Source organism: Streptomyces sp. NPDC051180 (assembly GCF_040689545.1).
Classification (GTDB): domain Bacteria; phylum Actinomycetota; class Actinomycetes; order Streptomycetales; family Streptomycetaceae; genus Streptomyces.
In genome coordinates this window covers 412,989-431,849 of record NZ_JBFBBC010000004.1, presented here as the reverse complement: position 1 = coordinate 431,849, position 18,861 = coordinate 412,989, and the positions used below count along the sequence as shown (strand labels likewise).

The window sequence follows — 18,861 nt, the reverse complement described above, 5'->3', positions numbered from 1 at the left end:
AATCGGCTGGAAACGGCCCCTACGAGTGAGGCCCGGCGTGTCAAACATATGTCGAGAACTTGTGACACAAGCGTGACCGCCGAGGGACTAACGTGAGGTTCATGTCACCCACGTCACGCACTCCCGAACCGCCCCGCGACGCTCCCGAGTCCTATCTGGGCCTCGACGCCGAAGGCGCCGAGCAGCTCGCCCGGGCGCGCGGCTGGGGCGTCGTCAGGTCCCTGCCGCCCGGCTCGATCATCACCATGGAGTACCTCTCCGGGCGCATCAACTTCGAGGTCGAGGACGGCTCCGTCACCCGCTGCTGGCTCGGCTGACGCGGTGCCGGGTCGCCCCTCCGGGCGGCGCGCACGCGGAAGGGCCCCGGCCGATGAGGCCGGGGCCCTTCCGTGTCGTGCGGGACGCGTCAGCCGCGGGTCGCCGGGGCGCGCCGGCCGCCGGCCACCCCCACGGGTTCGCGGACCGGGTCGCGGACCGGCTCCTCGGTCCCCGGCGGGCGCGGCGGGAAGAACCCCGGGCGCGGGCCCCCGGAGGCCACGGGCAGCGACGGCACCAGGCGGCGGCGGTCGCGCAGCCGCTCGCGCAGGCTGTCGCGCGCCGCGAGGATCCAGGACTCCGCCACGGCGAGGAACGGCTCGCACCAGGGCAGCGCCAGCAGGACCAGCAGTCCGGCCGCCCAGCCCAGCAGGACGTCGCTCAGCCAGTGCGTGCCCAGGTAGACGGTGGTGAGGCCGACGCCGAGCGCCACCACCGCGGAGAGCGCCGACAGGTAGCGCCGGGCCCGCGGGGTGGTCGCCAGATAGGCGAGGATGCCCCAGGTCACGACCGCGTTGGCGGTGTGACCGGAGGGGAATATGTCGCCGCCGGCGAAGAGCTCGGCCGAGCCGACCTGGGTCGCGTAGTGGGGGCCGAGCCGGCCGAGTCCGAGTTTGACCGCGCCGACCGAGACGTTCAGCAGCAGAAGGGCGGCGCCGAGACAGAGCAGCGGTCGCAGGGTGTGCTGGCGCCAGGAGCGCCAGCCCAGCCAGGCGGCCACCATGACGGCCGTGGGGCCGCGCTGGCCGAGGACGACGTAGTAGTCGAGGAAGCCGTGGATCTCGGGCCACTGCTGGTAGGGCCGGAAGAGCATGATCTTCCAGTCGAGGGTCACCAGCCAGGTCGAGAGCAGCACGGCCACGACGATGGCGAGATAGAACGCCGACGTCCCGCCGAAGAGGGCGAGACGCGTGCGGGTCATCCGCGGGACCTCTATCTTCGGCGGTTCCGGCTCCCGGTCCAGCCGGGCAAAGATGTCGGTACGCACCCAATCGACGTTACAGGGAGTGAGAAGCAGACCCGGTCGATCCGCTCCCTTCGTGATGACCATGTGATGTGGAGTAGGTCTCAGCGAGTGGTCTATTCCAGACGTCCGTCGGGAAATCACATGACCTTCCGCCCTATTGTCGAAGGGTCGATTTCGTAAGGGTGTTTGAAGGCGACGGAATTTCCTCAAACGCGCGTCCGTACGGAATTCCATGCGAAGCGCGGGGTGTCCGGAGTGGCGTACGCCACACCGCGAGCCTCGCCGAGGTGAGAGCTGCACCACGCGCTCGGGGCTTGAACTCGCGTACGCTGACGGCTCACTCGCCCGTCGATGCCGGGCCGCCCCGAGGGCATAAGCCCTGGTCGGGGCCCGCCGAGCGCGAGAGCTTCACTGGGAGGTACGTACATGTCGCGGACGAACACGGCCCAAGGACCACTCCGTGCCGCTGCCGGCAGAAGCGCCAACCGCTGGGTCGTCCTCGTCGTCCTCTGCGTCAGCCTCCTCCTGGTCGCCCTCGACGCGACCATCCTCCACGTCGCCGTCCCCTCGCTCACCGAGGACCTGCGCCCCAGCTCCACCGCGCTGCTCTGGATCGTCGACGCCTATCCGCTCATCTGCGCCTCGCTGCTGATCCTCTTCGGCACGCTCGGCGACCGCGTCGGGCGCCGGAAGGTCCTCCTCCTCGGCTACGCCCTGTTCGGCATCGCCTCGGCGATCGCCGCCCTCGCGACCGAGCCCTCGGTCCTCATCGCGGCCCGCGCGCTGCTCGGCGTCGGCGGCGCGATGATCATGCCGGCGACGCTCTCGATCCTCCGGACGGTCTTCCCCGACCGGCGCGAGCGCGCCACCGCCATCGGCATCTGGACCGCCGTCGCCGCGATCGGCGCCGCCACCGGACCCGTACTCGGCGGCTTCCTCGTCGAGCACTACTGGTGGGGCTCCGTCTTCCTCATCAACATCCCGCTGATGGCGCTCATCCTCCCGCTCGGCCGCCGGCTCCTCCCGGAGTCCCGGGGCGGCGCCGACGGCCCCTGGGACGTCCTCGGCGCCCTCATGGCCGCGGCCGGCGTCCTCGGCTGCGTCCTCGGCGTGAAGCGCGCGGGGGCCGGCGACCCGCTGCTCGCCCTCCCGACCGCCGGCCCCCTCCTCGTCGGCGCCGCGCTCCTCGTCCTCTTCGTACGCCGCCAGCGCCGGCGCCCGCACCCGCTGATCGACCTCCGGCTCTTCTCCCGGGCGGCCTTCACCACCTCCGTCGGCTGCATCGTCATCGGCATGCTGGCCCTGGTCGGCCTGGAGCTCATCGCCGTCCAGTACCTCCAGCTGGTCATCGGGCTCAGCCCGCTGGAGACCGGCCTGCGGCTGCTGCCGCTCACCTTCGCCGCCATGGCCGCCGGCGCCACCGGCTCGTACACCCTGCGCAGGATCGGGCCGCGCCGGATGGTCTGCTGGGGCTTCGTGCTCACCGCCGCCGCCGTGCTGCTGCTCACCCTGATGGGACAGCACGACCGTCCGCTGCTGCTCACGGTCGGCTTCGTCCTGCTCGGCTTCGGCCTGCAGACCACGCTCTTCTCTGCGTACGAGTCGATGCTCAGCGAGGCGCCGCCGCAGAGCGCGGGCGGCGCGGCCGCGATCGGCGAGACCTCGTACCAGCTCGGCGCCGGCATGGGCATCGCCCTGCTCGGCAGCGTGATGAACGCGGCGTACGCCCCGGGGCTCGACGGGGTGCCGGGGGTGCCCGAGGAGGCGAGCCGGGCCGCGGCGAACTCGCTCGGCGAGGCGTACCAGGTCGCCGACCGGCTCGGCGGCGCGGCCGGCGGGGCGCTGCACCAGGCGGCCCGGCACGCCTTCGTCAACGGCCTGCACGTGACCCTCTGCGTCAGCGCCGGACTGCTTCTCCTGGGCGCGCTGATGGCCCGGCGGCTGCCGCGTGTCATGGAGTGTCCGGCGGATCCCCACGGGCCGGACGCGGAGTACACCGACGTCCTCGTGCCGGAGCCGACGAAGGCGCGGACGGCGGACCCGGAGAGGGCGTCGGGCGGTGCGGGGGCCGACCGGCGCGGAGGTGCGACGGGCCTCGCCGGCGACGTGGCGTCCGCCGGTGCGACGGCCCTGGCCGGACGCGCGGCCGCGGAACGCGCCGGGATGCCGGACGCGGTGGCCGTCGAGTCGCCGGAGCGGGGCGAGCGGCCGGAGACGGCCGAGCCGCGGGTGCCCGCGACCCGGGAAGCGATCGAGCCCGCCGGCTCGGGGCGCCCGGCGCACTGACCCGGTGTCCCGGGAGTCGCCGAGCCGGGCCGGCGGACCCGGTCAGCTCTGGTTGAAGAAGCCGTCCTGGCGGCGCCGGCCCGACTCGCCGGTGACGATCTGGGTGTCGGCGGGGGTCAGCAGGAAGACCCGCGTGGCCACCCGCTCGATCGAACCGCGCAGGCCGAAGGCGAGGCCGGCGGCGAAGTCGACGACGCGCTTGGCGTCGTTCGGCTCCATCGCGGTCAGGTTCACGATCACCGGAACGCCGTCCCGGAAGAGCTCGCCGATGCCCCGGGCGTCCCGGAAGCCGTCCGGGGAGACGGTGGCGATCCGGCGGCCCCGCTCCTCGGCGGTGTCCGTGGCGACACGGACCCGGGGGTCCGTCACCCAGGCGTCGCCGCTCTCGGCACCGTCGGCGTACTCGTCGTCGTAGTAACGCTCGTCGTTGTCCTCGACGAGTCCCAGCCAGGCACTCGCCTTGCGCACCGATCCCATGGACGCCTCCTTTCAGCGCGGTCACTTGTGGTTCCGCAATCCCTATCGTCCTTCATGATGCGGATCGCGCGCCAAGTGGATAGTCGGCGCGCAGGGGATTCGTGACGGTACTGGTGCAGAACGTGAGGGCCTCTTTCTGGCGATTCGTCAGGAATCCTGCGGTATGCGGGCCCTGAAGGAGGGCCATGTAGCTGAAAATATGAAAGTCGGGCCGGAAGGGTGACGGTGGGCGCGTACGGGTGAACGGCCCGGCTCGCTACGATGCCGCGAGGCCGCGCGGCGGCACATCGCACCATCCACGGGGGAGTCACTTGTTCGGCATCGTCAGGCCCTGCGCGCACCGGCTCACCGACGGCCTGAAGGCTGAGTGGATGGCCCATCTCTGCGGCCTCTGCCTGGCGCTCCGCGCGGACCACGGACAGTTCGCCCGGGTCGTCACCAACTACGACGGACTCATCGTCTCGGTCCTGACGGAGGCTCAGACGGGCGCCGTCGAGAGCGGCCGCCGCACCGCGGGGCCCTGCCCGCTGCGCGGCATGCGGACCGCCCCGGTCGCCCAGGGCGAGGGCGCCCGGCTCGCCGCCGCCGTCTCGCTCGTCCTCGCCTCGGCGAAGGTGCGGGACCACGTCGCCGACCGGGACGGCCTGTTGGCCCGTCGGCCCGTCGCCGCGGCCGCCCGCCGGGTCGCCCGCTCCTGGGACCGGGCCGGGGCCAGGACCGGCCGCGCCCTCGGCTTCGACACCGCCGTCCTCGTCGACGCGGTCGACCGGCAGACCGGCATCGAGGCCCTCGCGGGCCCCGGCACCCCGCTGCTCGCCGTCACCGAGCCGACCGAGACCGCGACCGCGGCCGCCTTCGCGCACACCGCCGTCCTCGCCGGACGCCCCGGGAACGCGGAGCCGCTCGCGGAGGCCGGCCGCCTCTTCGGCCGGCTCGCCCACCTCCTCGACGCCGTCGAGGACCAGAGCGCCGACGCGGCGAGCGGCGCCTGGAACCCGCTCACCGCGACCGGCACCTCCCGCGAGGAGGCCCGCAGGCTCGCCGACGACGCCCTGCACGGCATACGTCTCGCCCTGAAGGACGCGGAGTTCGCCGACGGCAAGCTGGTCCACGTCCTCCTCGCCCACGAGCTCCGCACCTCCGTGGACCGCGCCTTCGGCACGACGAGCTGCTCGCACACCGGGGCGGCGCAGGGGCAGGGCGCCCCGCACGCGCACGGACCTGTGCCGGGCAACCCGTACGCCACACCGCACGGCCCGGGACCCGGCAACCCGTACGCCCCCGGCGGTCCGGCCGGCCCCGGCGGTCCGTACGCCCCCGGCCCCGGCGGTCCCGGAGGCCCCGGGGGGCCCTTCCCGCCCGGCCCCCCGAACCGGCGCGGGCTGATCGCCGGCTGCGCCCTCTGGATCGGCCTTGCCTGCACCTGCCAGATGTGCTGCGGCACCTTCGAGGACCCCTGGAGCCGCCAGCGGCGCGAGGGGCTCTGCCAGCAGTGCGACCCGGGGAGCTGCTGCGACTGCTGTGACTGCTGCAGCAACTGCTCCTCATGCTGCGAGGGCGACGGCTGCTGCTGTGACTGCGGCTGCGACTGCTGACGTGCCGTCGGGTCCCGGCGCCGCTACTTCGTCGGCGCCGGGATCTCCGGCGGGGAGATCTCCGATCGCGCGATGCCCGACGCCGTCACGCCCCACTTCCGCAGGATCCGGTCGTACGTCCCGTCGGCCTTCAGACCGTTGACCGCCGCCTGGAACGCCGGCGCGAGCGGCGTGCCCTTCTTGAAGGCGAAGCCGACGTCGAGCCGGCGGTACTCGTTGAGGAACTTCACGCCCTGCTGCTGCGTCACGGCGTACCGCACGCCGTTGATCGTGTTCATCACGACGTCGCTGCGGCCCTGCCGGAGCGACATCCAGATCGCGCCCGTCTCGCTGTAGACGTTCACCTCGTACGGCTTCCTGCCGGCCTCCGCGCACCGGCCCCTGTTCTTCTCCAGGGTCCGTTCGAAGGTGGTGCCGGCGTTCACCGCCACCTTGAGACCGCACAGCTGGGTGAGGTCGGTGACGGCCGTCAGCGCGCTGTCGGACCGGCTCGCGAACCCCTGCCCGTCGTTGATGTAGGTGACGAAGTCGATCGTCCTGCGCCGCTCCTCCGTCACGCCGAAGTTCCCGGTGCCGACGTCGTACTTGCCGCTGCCGAGCGCCGGCAGGATCGCCTCGAAGCCGACCACCTCCCGCTTGAGGCCCAGGCCGAGCGCCTTCGCCACGGCGGCCGAGAAGTCGGCGTCCACGCCCACCACGGTCGTCCCGTCGGGCAGATAGGCGGAGCTGGGCGGGGTCGCGACCGAGGCCGCGAAGGTGAGGCTGCCCCGCTGCCGCACCTCGGCCGGCAGCAGCGCGGCCGCGGCCTCGTTCTTCCGGACCGCCGCCACCACGTCCTCGGTCGGGAGCGCGCCCTTCGCCGCCCCCGGCGCCCCCGACGCGCCGGCGGGGGCCGTCGCGGGGTCGCCTCCCGTGCACGAGGTGAGGGTGAGCGTGGCGGCGGTGATCAGGGCGAACGCGACGGTGGTGCGGGCTGCGGAACTCGTGCGCGTGCTCATGGTCTCGGGTTCTCCAGGAATTTCTCGAACGGCAGCGGGCCGATCGACTCGGGATCGGCGGTCACGTCGAACAGCGGGCGGTAGCCGCTCGCCAGGTAGAGGCCCTTGGCCTCCGGCTGGCGCGGGCCGGTCGTCAGGAAGACGCGGGAGTAGCCGCGGGCGGCGGCCTCCCGTTCGAGCACCGTCAGGACGCGGCGGGCGAGCCCGCGCCTCCGGTGCGCCGAGTGCGTCCAGATCCGCTTCAGTTCGGCGGTGTGGTCGTCGTAGCGGCGGTAGGCGCCTCCCGCCACGGGCCGGCCCTGCTCCAGGAGGAGCAGGAAGGCGCCGTGGGGAGGGAGGAACTCCTCCGACGGGTAGCTGGTCAGATCGTGCGGGGAGCCGTACCGGGTCGTGTACTCGTGGGCCAGCTCCTCGAAGAGCGGACGGGCGAGCGGGTCTGCGGTCGTGGTCCGGTGCACGGACAACGCGAAGGTCATGAAGGTCCTTCAGGGCGAAGGAGGGCACAAGGGCAAGGCGAGGGGAGGGGAGGGCTCAGGCACCCACGGGGTGCCCGGATGTGAAGGCGCCGCGGAGAGGAACACGCGGGCAGGGCAGAACAGCGGGTCGGCTCAACAGGAGGAGGACCACACGCGACCGAAGTCGATGTGGGAGCGCGTGACGAGCTGCTGCGGATGCATGGCCCCAGTGGAACAGGCATCCGGTCGCGCGTCAACTACGGTGAGACGTACGGCTCACAGTGCGGACACCCTTGACAGCAGGGCGTGTTGACCGCATAGCCTCGAAGGGCGGATCGGGCTGAGGGGCCCGGATCCGCGCTCTGCGCATGTGAAGGCGCACTCCCGTGTTCGATCCGCCCCCTGGCATCGACGGAGCCTTCGCATGTCCGCGACCCTCGTCAAGACCCCCTCCACGGCCCCGCCGGCCGAACCGAACCTCCGAGTCGTCCCCACCCGCCGTGCCGGGCAGTGGGTCGCCGCGACCCTCCTCCTCGTCCTGCTCGCGCTCGGCCTCGTCTCCGTCGTGCGCAACAGGGCCTTCCAGTGGGACGTCGTCGCCCAGTACTTCACCTCCGCGTCCGTCCTGCGCGGACTGGGCCTGACGCTGTGGCTGACCGCCCTCGTGATGGCCCTCGGCTTCGTCCTCGGGACCCTGCTGGCCGTCCTCAGGCTCTCCGCCAACCCGGTTCTGCGCGCGGTCGGCTGGGGATACATCTGGTTCTTCCGGTCCACCCCGATCCTGGTCCAGCTGCTCTTCTGGTTCAACATCGGCGTGCTCTACCCGCAGATCCTCGGCGTCGACACGGTCAACCTCCTCGGCCCGGTCGCCGTCGCCGTCATCGGCCTCACCCTGCACGAGGCGGCCTACGCCGCCGAGGTCGTGCGCGGCGGCATCCTCTCCGTCGACCGCGGCCAGATCGAGGCCGCCGAGTCCCTCGGCCTCGGCCGGTGGCGCCGGCTCTCCCGGATCGTGCTGCCGCAGGCCATGCGCGCCATCGTCCCGCCGGCCGGGAACATGCTCATCGGCACCCTCAAGGGCACCTCGATCGTCTCCGTCATCGCCGTCCAGGACCTGCTCTACTCGACCCAGCTCGTCTACCACCGCACGTACGAGATCATCCCGCTGCTCCTCGTCGCCACCCTCTGGTACGTCGCCGTCACCTCGGTCCTCGGCATCGGCCAGCACTACGTCGAGCGGCACTACGCCCGCGGAACGGCCGGTGCCCGATGAGCCCCGGCCCGTCGATCGTCGTCGTGGGGGCCGGGCCGCGGGGGACCGGCTTCCTGGAGCGGCTCGCCGCCAACCTGCCCGAGCTGTACGGCGACGGCCCGCTGACCGTCCACCTCGTCGACCCGCACCCGCCGGGCCCCGGGCGGATCTGGCGCACCGGACAGTCCCCGCTGCTCTGGATGAACTCCCAGGCCGAGGACGTCACGATGTTCACCGACGAGACCGTGCGGCTGGACGGACCCGTCCGTCCCGGCCCCACACTCGCCGAATGGGCCGGCATCGAGGGCCGCACCTTCCCGACCCGCCCCCAGCAGGGCGCCTACCTGCGCTGGGTGTACGAGCGGGCCCGCGACGCGCTGCCCGCCCGTGTCACCGTCCACGAACACCGCACCACCGCGCTGCGGATCGGCGGCCCCCGCGAGGGACGCCAGCGGGTCTGGCTGGAGGGCAGCCCCGTCCCCCTCCTCGCCGACCTCGTCGTCCTCACCGTCGGCCACCTCGACGCCGAACCCGACCACGAGCAGCGGGAACTCGCCGCCTTCGCCGCCCGCCACCGGCTCGTCCACCTGCCGCCCGACTTCACCGCCGACACCGACCTCGGCGCGCTGCGCGCCGGCGAGCCCGTCCTCGTCCGGGGCCTCGGACTCGCCTTCGTGGACCTGATGGTGCTGCTCACCGAGGGCCGCGGCGGCCGGTACGAGGGCGAGGGCGACGCCCTGGTCTACGTCCCCTCGGGCCGGGAGCCGGTGCTGCACGTCGGATCGCGGCGGGGCGTCCCGTACCACTCGAAGATCGGGTACGTCCTCGACGGCGAACGGCCCCCGCTGCCGCGCTTCTTCGGCCCCGAGCAGACCGACGCCCTGCTGCGGAGGACCGCGCCCGTCGACTTCGGGCGCGACGTGTGGCCGCTCGTCGACAAGGAGCTGGGCTGGGCCCACTACCACCGGCTCTTCTCCACCCACCCCGAGCGGACCTCGCTGGCCTGGAGCGACTTCGAAAAGGCGTACGAGCAGGCCCCGCCGGGCGGTGCCGAACTGGCCGCGGTCGTCGCCGCAGCCGTCCCCGACCCCGCCGACCGGCTCGACCTCGACGCCCTCGACCACCCCTTGGACGGCATCCGCTTCGCCTCCGGAGAGGCGCTCCAGCACGGACTGCGCGACTACATCGGCGAGGACCTGAACCGCCGCCACGACCCCGCGCACAGCCCCGACGCCGCCGTCTTCGCCGGACTGCTCTCCGTCTACGGCCAGCTCCTGCGGCTCGGGCAGCACGTGGACCTCGGCGGCTGGTGGCACGGCTTCTTCAGCTACCTCGCCTCCGGACCGCCCGGTCCCCGGCTGCGGCAGCTCCTCGCGCTCTCCCGGGCCGGCGTCGTCCGCTTCCTCGGCCCCCGGGTCACCGTCGAGACCGACGAGGAGCGCGGGGTCTTCCGGGCCGCGTCGACCGCCGTGCCGGGGGAGTGGACCGAGGCCCGCGCCCTGGTCGAGGCCCGGCTCCCCGACCCCACCCTTGAACTCACCGGCAGCCCGCTGCTGCGCGCGCTGTACGAGGAGGGGGCCCGGGCGACCGCGAGCGGCCTCCTCGTGGTCGACCCCGCCGACGGACGGATCGTGGAGCGCGACGGGCGCCCGCACCCGCGCCGCTTCGCCCTGGGCCCGCACACCACCGCCCGCGCCGGGGGCGCCTTCACCCGTCCCCGTACCGGCGGTGTCGCCTTCGGGCAGAACGACGTCACCGCGCGCGCCGCGCTGGTCTTCCTGCGCGACCGGGAGTGTCGCCTCCCCGCGCCGCTGAGCGCCTGATCCCGCGCTCCCCCCGCCGCCCGCCCGCCCCTTCCGAGGAACCGCCATGGCTCTCACCAGCACCGACGCCGACGTGCAGAAACCGGCTCCCACCCCCGCTCCGTCAGCAACCGAACAGCGACTCGTCGTCGTTCCCGTACGCCATCCCTGGCGCTGGGTCGCGGTCGCCGCCACCGCCGTCCTGCTCGTGCAGTTCGGCCACGGTCTGGTGACCAACCCCGGTTGGGAGTGGGACGTCTTCGCCGCCTTCTTCACCACGGAGACGATCCTCCAGGCCGTCTGGGTCACCCTCCAGCTCACCTTCTACGGCACCGCGCTCGGCTTCGCGATCGGCATCGTCCTCGCCTTCATGCGGCTGTCGGCCAGCCCGTTCCTGCGGTCGGTGGCCTTCGCCTACATCTGGGCCTTCCGCTCGATCCCGCTCATCGTGCAGCTGCTCTTCTGGTTCAACCTCGCCTATCTCTACAAGGAGCTGAGCATCGGCGTCCCCTTCGGGCCGAGCTTCCTCTCCTTCGACACGATGGGCCTGGTCGGCGAGATGGGCGCCGCGGTCCTCGGGCTCGCCCTGCACCAGGCCGCCTACGCCGCGGAGATCGTCCGGGGCGGCGTCCTCGCCGTGGACGACGGCCAGCTGGAGGCTGCGGCCGCCCTCGGCATCCCCAAGCTCCGCCAGGTCCGGCGGATCGTGCTGCCGCAGGCGATGCGCTCGATCCTGCCCAACGCCGCCAACGAGATCATCTCGCTCTTCAAGGGCACCTCGATCGTCTCCGTCATGGCGATCGGCGAACTCTTCTACCAGGTGCAGGTCGTCTACGGCCGCAACGGCCGGGTCGTGCCGCTCCTGATGGTCGCCACCGCCTGGTACGTCCTGCTCACCACCGCGCTCTCCGTCGTCCAGCACTACGTCGAACGCCACTACGCGAAGGGGAGCGTCCGATGAGCTCCGTCACCACCGCCGAACCCGCCGCCGAGTCCGCCACCGCCAAGGTCGAGATCCGCGCCGTCCACAAGAACTTCGGCCCCCTGCACGTGCTGCGCGGCATCGACCTCGACGTGCGGGCCGGCGAGGTCACCGTCGTCCTCGGCCCTTCCGGCTCGGGCAAGTCGACGCTGCTGCGGACCATCAACCACCTGGAGAAGGTCGATGGCGGCACGGTCAGCGTCGACGGGGTCCTCGTCGGCTACCGCCGCTCCGGGAACAAGCTGTACGAGCTGCGCGAGCGCGAGATCCTCCGGCAGCGCACCCGCATCGGCTTCGTCTTCCAGAACTTCCACCTCTTCCCGCACCTCACCGTCCTGGAGAACATCGTCGAGGCGCCCGTCTCGGCCCTCAAGCGCCCCCGCAAGGAGGCCGAGGCCGCGGCCCGGAGCCTGCTCGACCGCGTCGGACTCGCCGACAAGGCGGAGGCGTACCCCAAGCAGCTCTCCGGCGGACAGCAGCAGCGGGTCGCCATCGCCCGCGCGCTCGCCCTCGAACCCGGCCTGCTGCTCTTCGACGAGCCGACCTCCGCACTTGACCCCGAGCTGGTCGGCGAGGTCCTCGACGTCATCAAGGACCTGGCCGCGTCCGGCACCACCATGATCGTCGTCACCCACGAGATCGGCTTCGCCCGCGAGGTCGCCGACACCGTGGTCTTCATGGACGAGGGCCGGATCGTCGAGCAGGGCCCGCCCGCCGAGGTCCTCGACAGCCCGCGCCACGAGCGCACCCGCGCCTTCCTCTCCAAGGTCCTCTGACCACGTTCCCTCCCGCACCTCCCTCTCATCCAAGGAGCATCGCCATGACGTCCCGCCGCACCCTCCTCACCGCCCTCGCCTCGCTCACCGCCCTCGGGGTCCTCACCGCCTGCGGTTCGGGCGACGCCGCCGTCAACGAGATCAAGCCGGAGGGCCAGAAGGACACCGGCATCAACATCGGCCCCGACCAGAAGCGCGTCCACACCGCCAAGGTCGACGCCATCGCCGGAAAGCTCCCGGAGGCCGTCCGCAAGAGAGGCACCCTCGTCCTCGGCGTCTCCGCCAAGAGCAACCCGCCGCTCGCCTTCCGCGCCACGGACGACAAGACGCTGATCGGCGTCGAGCTCGACATCGCCACCCTGGTCGCCGACACCCTCGGCCTGAAGCCCGAGTTCAACCCGGTCTCCTGGGAGAACCTCTTCGTCGGCCTGGACAGCGGCAAGTACGACGGCGTCTTCTCCAACGTCACCGTGACCGAGGAGCGCAAGGACAAGTACGACTTCGCCACCTACCGCCTCGACGACCTCGCCTTCGAGGCGAAGAAGGGGTCCGGCTGGACGGTGAAGGGCCCCGAGGACGTCTCGGGCAAGCGGATCGCGGTCGGCAGCGGCACCAACCAGGAGAAGATCCTCGTCGACTGGTCCCGGCAGAACGAGAAGGCCGGCCGCAAGGGCGTCGACATCAAGTACTACGACAACACCACCGACTACTACCTCGCCCTCCAGTCCGGCCGCATCGACGGCTACCTCGGCCCCAACCCCACCGTCGCGTACCACGTGGCCTCCGCCGGACAGACCGAGGCCGTCGGCACGTTCTCCGGTGCGGGCACCGGACTCCAGGGCAAGATCGCCGCCACCACGAAGAAGGACAGCGGTCTCGTCGCCGCCTACGCGGCCGCCATCGACCACATCGTCGAGAACGGCACCTACGCCCAGGTCCTCAAGCGGTGGGGCCTGACCGGCGAGGCCGTCCCGAAGTCGGAGATCAACCCGCCCGGCCTGCCCCGCACCAAGAACTGACCCTCCCCGCCTGCTCCGAGAGAGACCGCATGACCAGCACCCGACCGCTCCACCTCGCCGCGGAGCTCGCCCCGGGCTCCGGCCGGGCCGAGCCCGGCCCGGACACCGCCGCCCGCACGGTCGCGCTCGCCCGGCTCGCCGAGGCCGCCGCGCTCGACTTCGTGACCCATGACGACTCCTTCGCCCGGCCCGGCCTGGACGCGCTCGCCGTCCTCGCCCGGGTCGCGCCCGAGACCCGCTCGGTCGGCCTCGTCCCGACCGTGACCACCACCCACACCGAGCCCTTCCACGTCCAGGCCGCCGTCGCCACCCTCGACTGGGTCAGCCGCGGCCGGGCCGGCTGGCGGATCGAGGTCTCCCCGACCGGGGCCGAGGCCCGGCTCTTCGGCCGCCGCCCGGCACCGCCCACCACCGAGCTGTGGCAGGAGGCGGGAGAGGTCGCCGAGGTCTCCCGCAAGCTGTGGGACAGCTGGGAGGACGACGCCGAGATACGCGACGTGGTGACCGGCCGGTTCGTCGACCGCCGCAAGCTGCACCACGTGAACTTCCAGGGGGCCACCTTCTCGGTCAAGGGTCCCTCGATCGTCCCCCGGCCCCCGCAGGGCAACCCGGTGACCGTCGTCGACGCCACCCGCCCGGCCGCCCGGGACACCGCCGCCCACCACGCCGACGTGGTGCTGGTCCGCGCCTCCTCCGCGGAGGAGGCCGCGGGCCTCCGGGCCGAACTGCACCGGGCGGCCCGCGCGCACGGCCGGGACCCCGGCCGGCTGCGGGTGCTCCTCTCGCTGACCGTCGATCTCGACGCGTACGAGGGCGGGCCCGGGGCACTCGCCGAACTGATCGCCGGCTGGCACGGCGGCGGGGCGGTCGACGGCTTCCACCTCGTGCCGGCCGTGCCCGCGCGGGACCTGGAGCGGTTCACCGCGGTGACCGTGCCCCGGCTCGTGGAGCGCGGTCTCTTCCGCGTGGCCTACGCGGGAGCCGACGGCGACGGGGGAGCGGGGGCGCCGACCCTCCGCGACCACCTGGGACTCGCCCGCCCCGTCAGCCAGTACGCCACGACGGGAGCGCGCCCATGAGCACGGGCAGGGCCGGGGGCGGGAAGCGGATCCATCTCGCCGCGCACTTCCCCGGCGTCAACTCCACGACCGTCTGGGCCGATCCGCGGTCCGGTTCGCAGATCGACTTCTCCTCGTTCGAGCACCTCGCGAGGACGGCGGAGCGCGGCCTCTTCGACTTCTTCTTCCTGGCCGAGGGGCTGCGGCTGCGCGAGCACGCCGGACGCGTCCACGACCTGGACGTCGTCGGCCGGCCGGAGTCGATCACCGTCCTGAACGCGCTGGCCGCCGTCACCGACCGGCTCGGGCTGGCCGCCACGGTCAACGCCACCTTCAACGAGCCGTACGAACTGGCCCGGCGGCTGGCCTCGCTCGACCACCTCAGCGCGGGCCGGGCCGCCTGGAACGTCGTCACCTCCTCGGACGCCTTCACCGGCGAGAACTTCCGGCGCGGCGGCTACCTGGACCGGGCCGACCGGTACACGCGGGCCGCCGAGTTCCTCGCGACGGCCCGGGAGCTGTGGGACTCCTGGACGCCGGACGGCGCCCAGCTGCCCTTCTCCCACGACGGGCCGCAGTTCCGGATCGGCGGCGGCTTCACCGTCCCGCGCTCCCCGCAGGGGCATCCGGTCGTCATCCAGGCCGGTGACTCCCCCGAGGGGCGGGAGTTCGCGGCCTCGGGCGCCGACGTGGTCTTCACCCGGCACTCCACCCTGGAGGCGGGCCGGGAGTTCTACGCCGACGTCAAGGGGCGGCTCGCCCGGTACGGACGGGAGCCCGGCGACCTGAAGATCATGCCGGGGGTGACCTACGTGCTCGGCGACACCGACGCCGACGCGCAGGAGCGGGCCGCCGAGATCCGCCGGCAGCAGGTCTCCCCGCAGAACGCGATCCTCGCCCTGGAACAGATCTGGGGCCGCGACCTCTCCGGCTACGACCCCGACGGCCCCCTCCCCGACGTCGACCCCGACCCGGACTCGACGCTCGTCCAGGGCCGGGTGCGGGTGGCCGACCCCGTGGCGGTGGCCCGGAAGTGGCGGGCGCTCTCCGAGGCCAAGGGCCTGTCGATCCGGCAGACGGTCATCGAGTCCTCCGGCCGGCAGTCCTTCGTCGGCTCCCCGGCGACGGTCGCCGCCGCCCTGGAGGAGTTCGTCGTCACGGACGCCGCCGACGGCTTCATCCTCGTCCCGCACCTCACTCCGGGCGGCCTCGACGACTTCGTCGACCGGGTCGTGCCCCTGCTCCAGGAGCGGGGTGTCTTCCGTACGGAGTACTCCGGCACGACGCTGCGCTCGCACCTCGGGCTTCCCGAGCCCGTGTGGAAGGGTGGAACACCATGAGCACGGATCCACGGCAGGACTGGCAGCACTGGCACGAACAGCGGGACGCGGCGGTCTCGTCCTCGTACGGCCCGCTCTCCCTCACGGGCACCCACTGGCTCTCGGACGCGCCGGAGGGCCGCGTGCCGGGTGTCCCCGGCGTATGGCGGGAGGACGGCGACGAGGTGGCCCTGACCGCGGTCGCCGAGGACGGGCTCACCGTCGACGGCAAGCCCTTCGAGGGCACGGTCCGGCTGGGAGCCGACCACGGCCCGATCCACGAGTCCCGGGTCGAGGCGGCGGGCCGCCGCCTCGTGGTCCTGCGGCGCGAAGGGCTCTGGGCCGTACGGGACTTCGATCCCGGTTCGGAGGCGCGCCGCGCCTTCCGGGGCATCGAGGCCACCCCGTACGACGAGCGCTGGTCGGTGCCCGGCGTCTACCGCCCGTACGAGGCGCGGCGCAGCGTGCGGGTGGAGAACGCCGACGGGGTCGAACGCGGTCTGGGGCTGTCGGGGGAGCTCTCCTTCGAGCTGCACGGCGGGGAGCACGTCCTCCAGGTGGCCGTCGAGGACGACGGCACCCTCTGGGCCGTCTTCGCCGACGCCACCAGCGGCCGGGACAGCTACCGCTTCCGCTTCCTCCGGCCCGACGTCCCCGCGGCGGACGGCTCGGTGACGGTGGACTTCAACCGGGCCCTGCTGCCGCCGTGCGCCTTCGTGGACCACTTCCTCTGCCCCTTCCCGCCGCCGGGGAACACGCTCGACACCGCGGTGCCGGCCGGCGAGCGGCGGCTGAACCCCGCCTGACCAGTCCCTCGTGGGGAGGTCCTTTTGTGAATGCGTTCACAAAAGGACCTCCGGCCCCTCCTCCAAGGTCCTTCTCCCGGCTTTTTCCCAGGTCATCGGGTGTCGAATGGAGGCATCGGACCAAGGGACCCGGAAGGAGTGCCTGTCATGGAGGCCAAGGAGATGGTGGACGGACTGGTGCGGGCGGCCCTCGGGGCGCTCGACCGGTTCGAGTCCTTCGACCAGGAGCAGGTCGACCACATCGTCAAGAAGGCGTCGCTCGCCGCGCTGGGCGCGCACGGCGACCTGGCGAGGCTCGCCGTGGAGGAGACCGGCCGCGGCCTCTTCGAGGACAAGGCGGTGAAGAACCTCTTCGCCTGCGAACACGTCACCCACTCCATGGCCGGACTGAAGACGGTCGGAGTCGTCCGCCGCGACGAACCGAGCGGCATCACCGAGATCGCCGAACCCGTCGGCGTCGTCTGCGCGATGACCCCGGTCACCAACCCCACCTCGACCACGGTCTTCAAGGCCCTCATCGCCCTCAAGACCCGCAACCCGATCGTCTTCGCCTTCCACCCCTCCGCGCAGAAGTGCTCGGCCGAGGCCGCCAGGATCGTCCGCGACGCCGCCGTCGCCGCCGGCGCGCCCGAGGGGTGCGTGCAGTGGATCGAGGAGCCCTCCATGGAGGCCACCGGCCTCCTGATGCGCCACGAGGGCGTCTCCACCATCCTCGCCACCGGCGGGAACGCGATGGTCGAGGCCGCCTACTCCTGCGGCAAGCCCGCCCTCGGCGTGGGTGCCGGGAACGTCCCGGCGTACGTCACCAGGAGCGGCAGGCTCCCGCGCGCCATCCACGACATCGTGCTCTCCAAGTGCTTCGACAACGGCATGATCTGCGCCTCCGAACAGGCCGTCATCCTCGACACCGAGATCTACGAGGAGGGCATCGCCGAGTTCGAGCGGCTCGGCGCCCACGTCGTCACCGCCGCCGAGAAGACCAAGCTGGAGGAGTACGTCTTCGGCGCCACCGCCTGGTCCACCGGCTGCGCGGGCGCCCGGCTCAACGCGGACGTGGTCGGGAGGTCCGCGCACTGGATCGCCGGACAGGCGGGCTTCGAGGTCCCCGAGGACACCTCCGTCCTCCTCGCCGAATGCGCCGAGGTCGGCGAGGGCGAACCGCTCACCCGCGAGAAGCTCTCCCCGGTACTGGCCGTCCTCCGGGCCGACTCCACCGAGCACGGCCTCGAACTCTCCGCCCGCATGGTGGAGTTCCACGGCCTCGGCCACAGCGCGGCCGTCCACACCGAGGACGAGGAGCTCGCCGAGGAGTTCGGCCGGCGGGTCAAGGCGATCCGGGTCATCGTCAACGCCCCCTCCACCTTCGGCGGCATCGGCGACGTCTACAACTCCTTCCTCCCCTCGCTCACCCTCGGCTGCGGCTCGTACGGCCGCAACTCGGTCTCGGACAACGTCACCGCCGTCGACCTGCTCAACATCAAGCGGATCGGACGGCGCGCCACCAACATGCAGTGGTACAAGGTGCCGCCGAAGATCTACTTCGAGCGCAACGCCATCCGCTACCTCGGCGAGATGGAGGACGTCCACCGCGTCACGATCGTCACCGACCGGACCATGGGAGACCTCGGCTTCGTCGGCAAGGTCACCGACATCCTGAACGGACGTCCGGAGCCCGTCGCCGTCCAGGTCATCGACTCCGTCGAGCCCAATCCGGAACTCGCCACCGTCCGGGCCGGCGCCGCCGCCATGCGGGACTTCGAGCCGGACACCGTCGTCGCCCTCGGCGGCGGCTCCCCGATGGACGCGGCGAAGATCATGTGGCTGATGTACGAACGGCCCGAGGTCGAGTTCGCGGACGCCAGGGAGAAGTTCTTCGACATCCGCAAGCGCGCCTACCGCTTCCCGAAGCTCGGCGAGAAGGCGAAGCTGGTCGCGATCCCGACCACCTCGGGCACCGGCAGCGAGGTCACCCCCTTCGCGGTGATCTCCGACCCCGAGGCCGCGCAGAAGTACCCCCTCGCCGACTACGCGCTCACCCCGGACGTCGCCATCGTCGACCCGCTCCTTCCCCTGCACCTCCCGGCCACGGTCACCGCCGACTCCGGTTTCGACGCCCTGACCCACGCCACCGAGGCGTACGTCTCGGCCTACGCCAACGACTTCACCGACGGGCAGTGCCTCCAGGCGATCCGGCTGGTCTTCGAGAACCTGGAGACCTGTGTGACGCGGGGCGCGCAGGCGCCCGAGGCCCGGGAGAGGATGCACAACGCGTCCACCATCGCCGGCATGGCCTTCGCCAACGCCTTCCTCGGTCTGGTCCACGCCATGGCCCACACCCTCGGCAACACCTTCCACGTGGCCCACGGCCGCACCAACGCGCTGCTCCTCCCGCACGTGATCCGCCACAACGGCACCGTCACCCACAAGGCCGTGCCGTGGCCGAAGGCCGAGGTCTACCGGGCCCCGGAGCGGTTCCAGGAGATCGCGCGGATGCTCGGCCTGCCGGCCGCGACCCCGGCCGAGGGCGTGGAGTCCTACGCCCGCGCGGTCGAGGAGCTCCGCACCCGGTGCGGCATCCCGGCCTCGTTCCGGGAGGAGGGCGTCGACGAGGCGGCCTTCCTCGCGGCCCTTCCGCAGCAGGCGATGAACGCCTACGCCGACCAGTGCGCGCCCGCCAACCCGCGGATGCCGATGATCGGCGAGATGAAGGAACTCATGACCCGGGCCTACTACGGCGCCTAGGTTCGCCCGACG

At 72.4% G+C, this 18,861-nt stretch carries 15 protein-coding genes and 1 pseudogene; 12 read left to right on the top strand and 4 right to left on the bottom strand.

The features are described from left to right. Positions 1-101 precede the first annotated feature (101 nt). Positions 102-317 (top strand): I78 family peptidase inhibitor, encoded by a 216-nt coding sequence (locus tag AB0424_RS11045; protein ID WP_366304038.1) that lies wholly within the window; start codon positions 102-104, stop codon positions 315-317. A 143-nt stretch (positions 318-460) separates the two neighbouring features. On the opposite strand, the pseudogene AB0424_RS11040 reads toward AB0424_RS11045, so the two are convergent. Next, positions 461-1,303: pseudogene (locus AB0424_RS11040) on the bottom strand (phosphatase PAP2 family protein); the annotation flags it as partial. 405 nt (positions 1,304-1,708) lie between these two features. Between AB0424_RS11040 and AB0424_RS11035 the strand changes: the two are divergent. Beyond that, a complete protein-coding gene (locus AB0424_RS11035; protein ID WP_366304036.1) occupies positions 1,709-3,568 on the top strand; it encodes an MFS transporter in 1,860 nt (619 codons plus the stop codon). Positions 3,569-3,610: 42 nt separating this feature from the next. Here the strand turns inward: AB0424_RS11035 and sepF are convergent, their stop codons facing one another. Further along, positions 3,611-4,045, bottom strand: a complete 435-nt coding sequence (gene sepF, locus AB0424_RS11030; RefSeq protein WP_366304034.1) for a cell division protein SepF — start codon at positions 4,043-4,045, stop codon at positions 3,611-3,613. Positions 4,046-4,356: 311 nt separating this feature from the next. Here sepF and AB0424_RS11025 point away from each other — a divergent pair, with 311 nt between their 5' ends. After that, positions 4,357-5,640, top strand: a complete 1,284-nt coding sequence (locus AB0424_RS11025; RefSeq protein ID WP_366304032.1) for a DUF5685 family protein — start codon at positions 4,357-4,359, stop codon at positions 5,638-5,640. A gap of 23 nt (positions 5,641-5,663) precedes the next feature. Here the strand turns inward: AB0424_RS11025 and AB0424_RS11020 are convergent, their stop codons facing one another. Beyond that, positions 5,664-6,638: an ABC transporter substrate-binding protein gene (locus tag AB0424_RS11020; RefSeq protein WP_366304031.1), complete on the bottom strand. Its 975-nt coding sequence runs from the start codon at positions 6,636-6,638 to the stop codon at positions 5,664-5,666. Further along, positions 6,635-7,114: a GNAT family N-acetyltransferase gene (locus AB0424_RS11015; protein ID WP_366304029.1), complete on the bottom strand. Its 480-nt coding sequence runs from the start codon at positions 7,112-7,114 to the stop codon at positions 6,635-6,637. Before AB0424_RS11015 ends, AB0424_RS11020 begins: the two co-directional genes overlap by 4 nt. A 403-nt stretch (positions 7,115-7,517) precedes the next feature. Here AB0424_RS11015 and AB0424_RS11010 point away from each other — a divergent pair, with 403 nt between their 5' ends. The 9 genes from AB0424_RS11010 to adhE all read left to right on the top strand — a co-directional run bounded on the left by AB0424_RS11010 (position 7,518) and on the right by adhE (position 18,849). Beyond that, positions 7,518-8,366, top strand: coding sequence for an amino acid ABC transporter permease (locus tag AB0424_RS11010; RefSeq protein WP_366304027.1), 849 nt, complete (start codon positions 7,518-7,520; stop codon positions 8,364-8,366). Further along, positions 8,363-10,168 carry an FAD/NAD(P)-binding protein gene (locus tag AB0424_RS11005; RefSeq protein ID WP_366304025.1) on the top strand — a complete coding sequence of 602 codons (1,806 nt, stop codon included), beginning with the start codon at positions 8,363-8,365 and terminating at the stop codon, positions 10,166-10,168. Before AB0424_RS11010 ends, AB0424_RS11005 begins: the two co-directional genes overlap by 4 nt. 46 nt (positions 10,169-10,214) lie before the next feature. Then, complete coding sequence (locus AB0424_RS11000) at positions 10,215-11,108, top strand: amino acid ABC transporter permease (RefSeq protein ID WP_366304024.1); 894 nt, start codon at positions 10,215-10,217, stop codon at positions 11,106-11,108. Then, positions 11,105-11,905 (top strand): amino acid ABC transporter ATP-binding protein, encoded by an 801-nt coding sequence (locus AB0424_RS10995; RefSeq protein WP_366304022.1) that lies wholly within the window; start codon positions 11,105-11,107, stop codon positions 11,903-11,905. The genes AB0424_RS11000 and AB0424_RS10995 overlap by 4 nt, the downstream gene beginning before the upstream one ends. A 44-nt stretch (positions 11,906-11,949) precedes the next feature. Continuing rightward, the gene (locus tag AB0424_RS10990) at positions 11,950-12,924 is read left to right on the top strand and encodes an ABC transporter substrate-binding protein (protein WP_366304020.1); all 975 of its coding nucleotides are present in this window, start codon (positions 11,950-11,952) and stop codon (positions 12,922-12,924) included. Positions 12,925-12,953: 29 nt separating this feature from the next. Continuing rightward, the gene (locus AB0424_RS10985) at positions 12,954-14,003 is read left to right on the top strand and encodes an LLM class flavin-dependent oxidoreductase (RefSeq protein WP_366304018.1); all 1,050 of its coding nucleotides are present in this window, start codon (positions 12,954-12,956) and stop codon (positions 14,001-14,003) included. Next, entirely contained in the window at positions 14,000-15,322 is a 1,323-nt protein-coding gene (locus AB0424_RS10980) for an NtaA/DmoA family FMN-dependent monooxygenase (RefSeq protein ID WP_366304016.1), read from the top strand. Before AB0424_RS10985 ends, AB0424_RS10980 begins: the two co-directional genes overlap by 4 nt. Next, on the top strand, positions 15,319-16,107 hold the full coding sequence (locus AB0424_RS10975) for a DUF1684 domain-containing protein (protein WP_366304014.1): 789 nt from the start codon (positions 15,319-15,321) through the stop codon (positions 16,105-16,107). The genes AB0424_RS10980 and AB0424_RS10975 overlap by 4 nt, the downstream gene beginning before the upstream one ends. Positions 16,108-16,254: 147 nt before the next feature. Beyond that, positions 16,255-18,849 (top strand): bifunctional acetaldehyde-CoA/alcohol dehydrogenase, encoded by a 2,595-nt coding sequence (gene adhE / locus AB0424_RS10970; protein ID WP_366304012.1) that lies wholly within the window; start codon positions 16,255-16,257, stop codon positions 18,847-18,849. Positions 18,850-18,861: the final 12 nt, after the last annotated feature.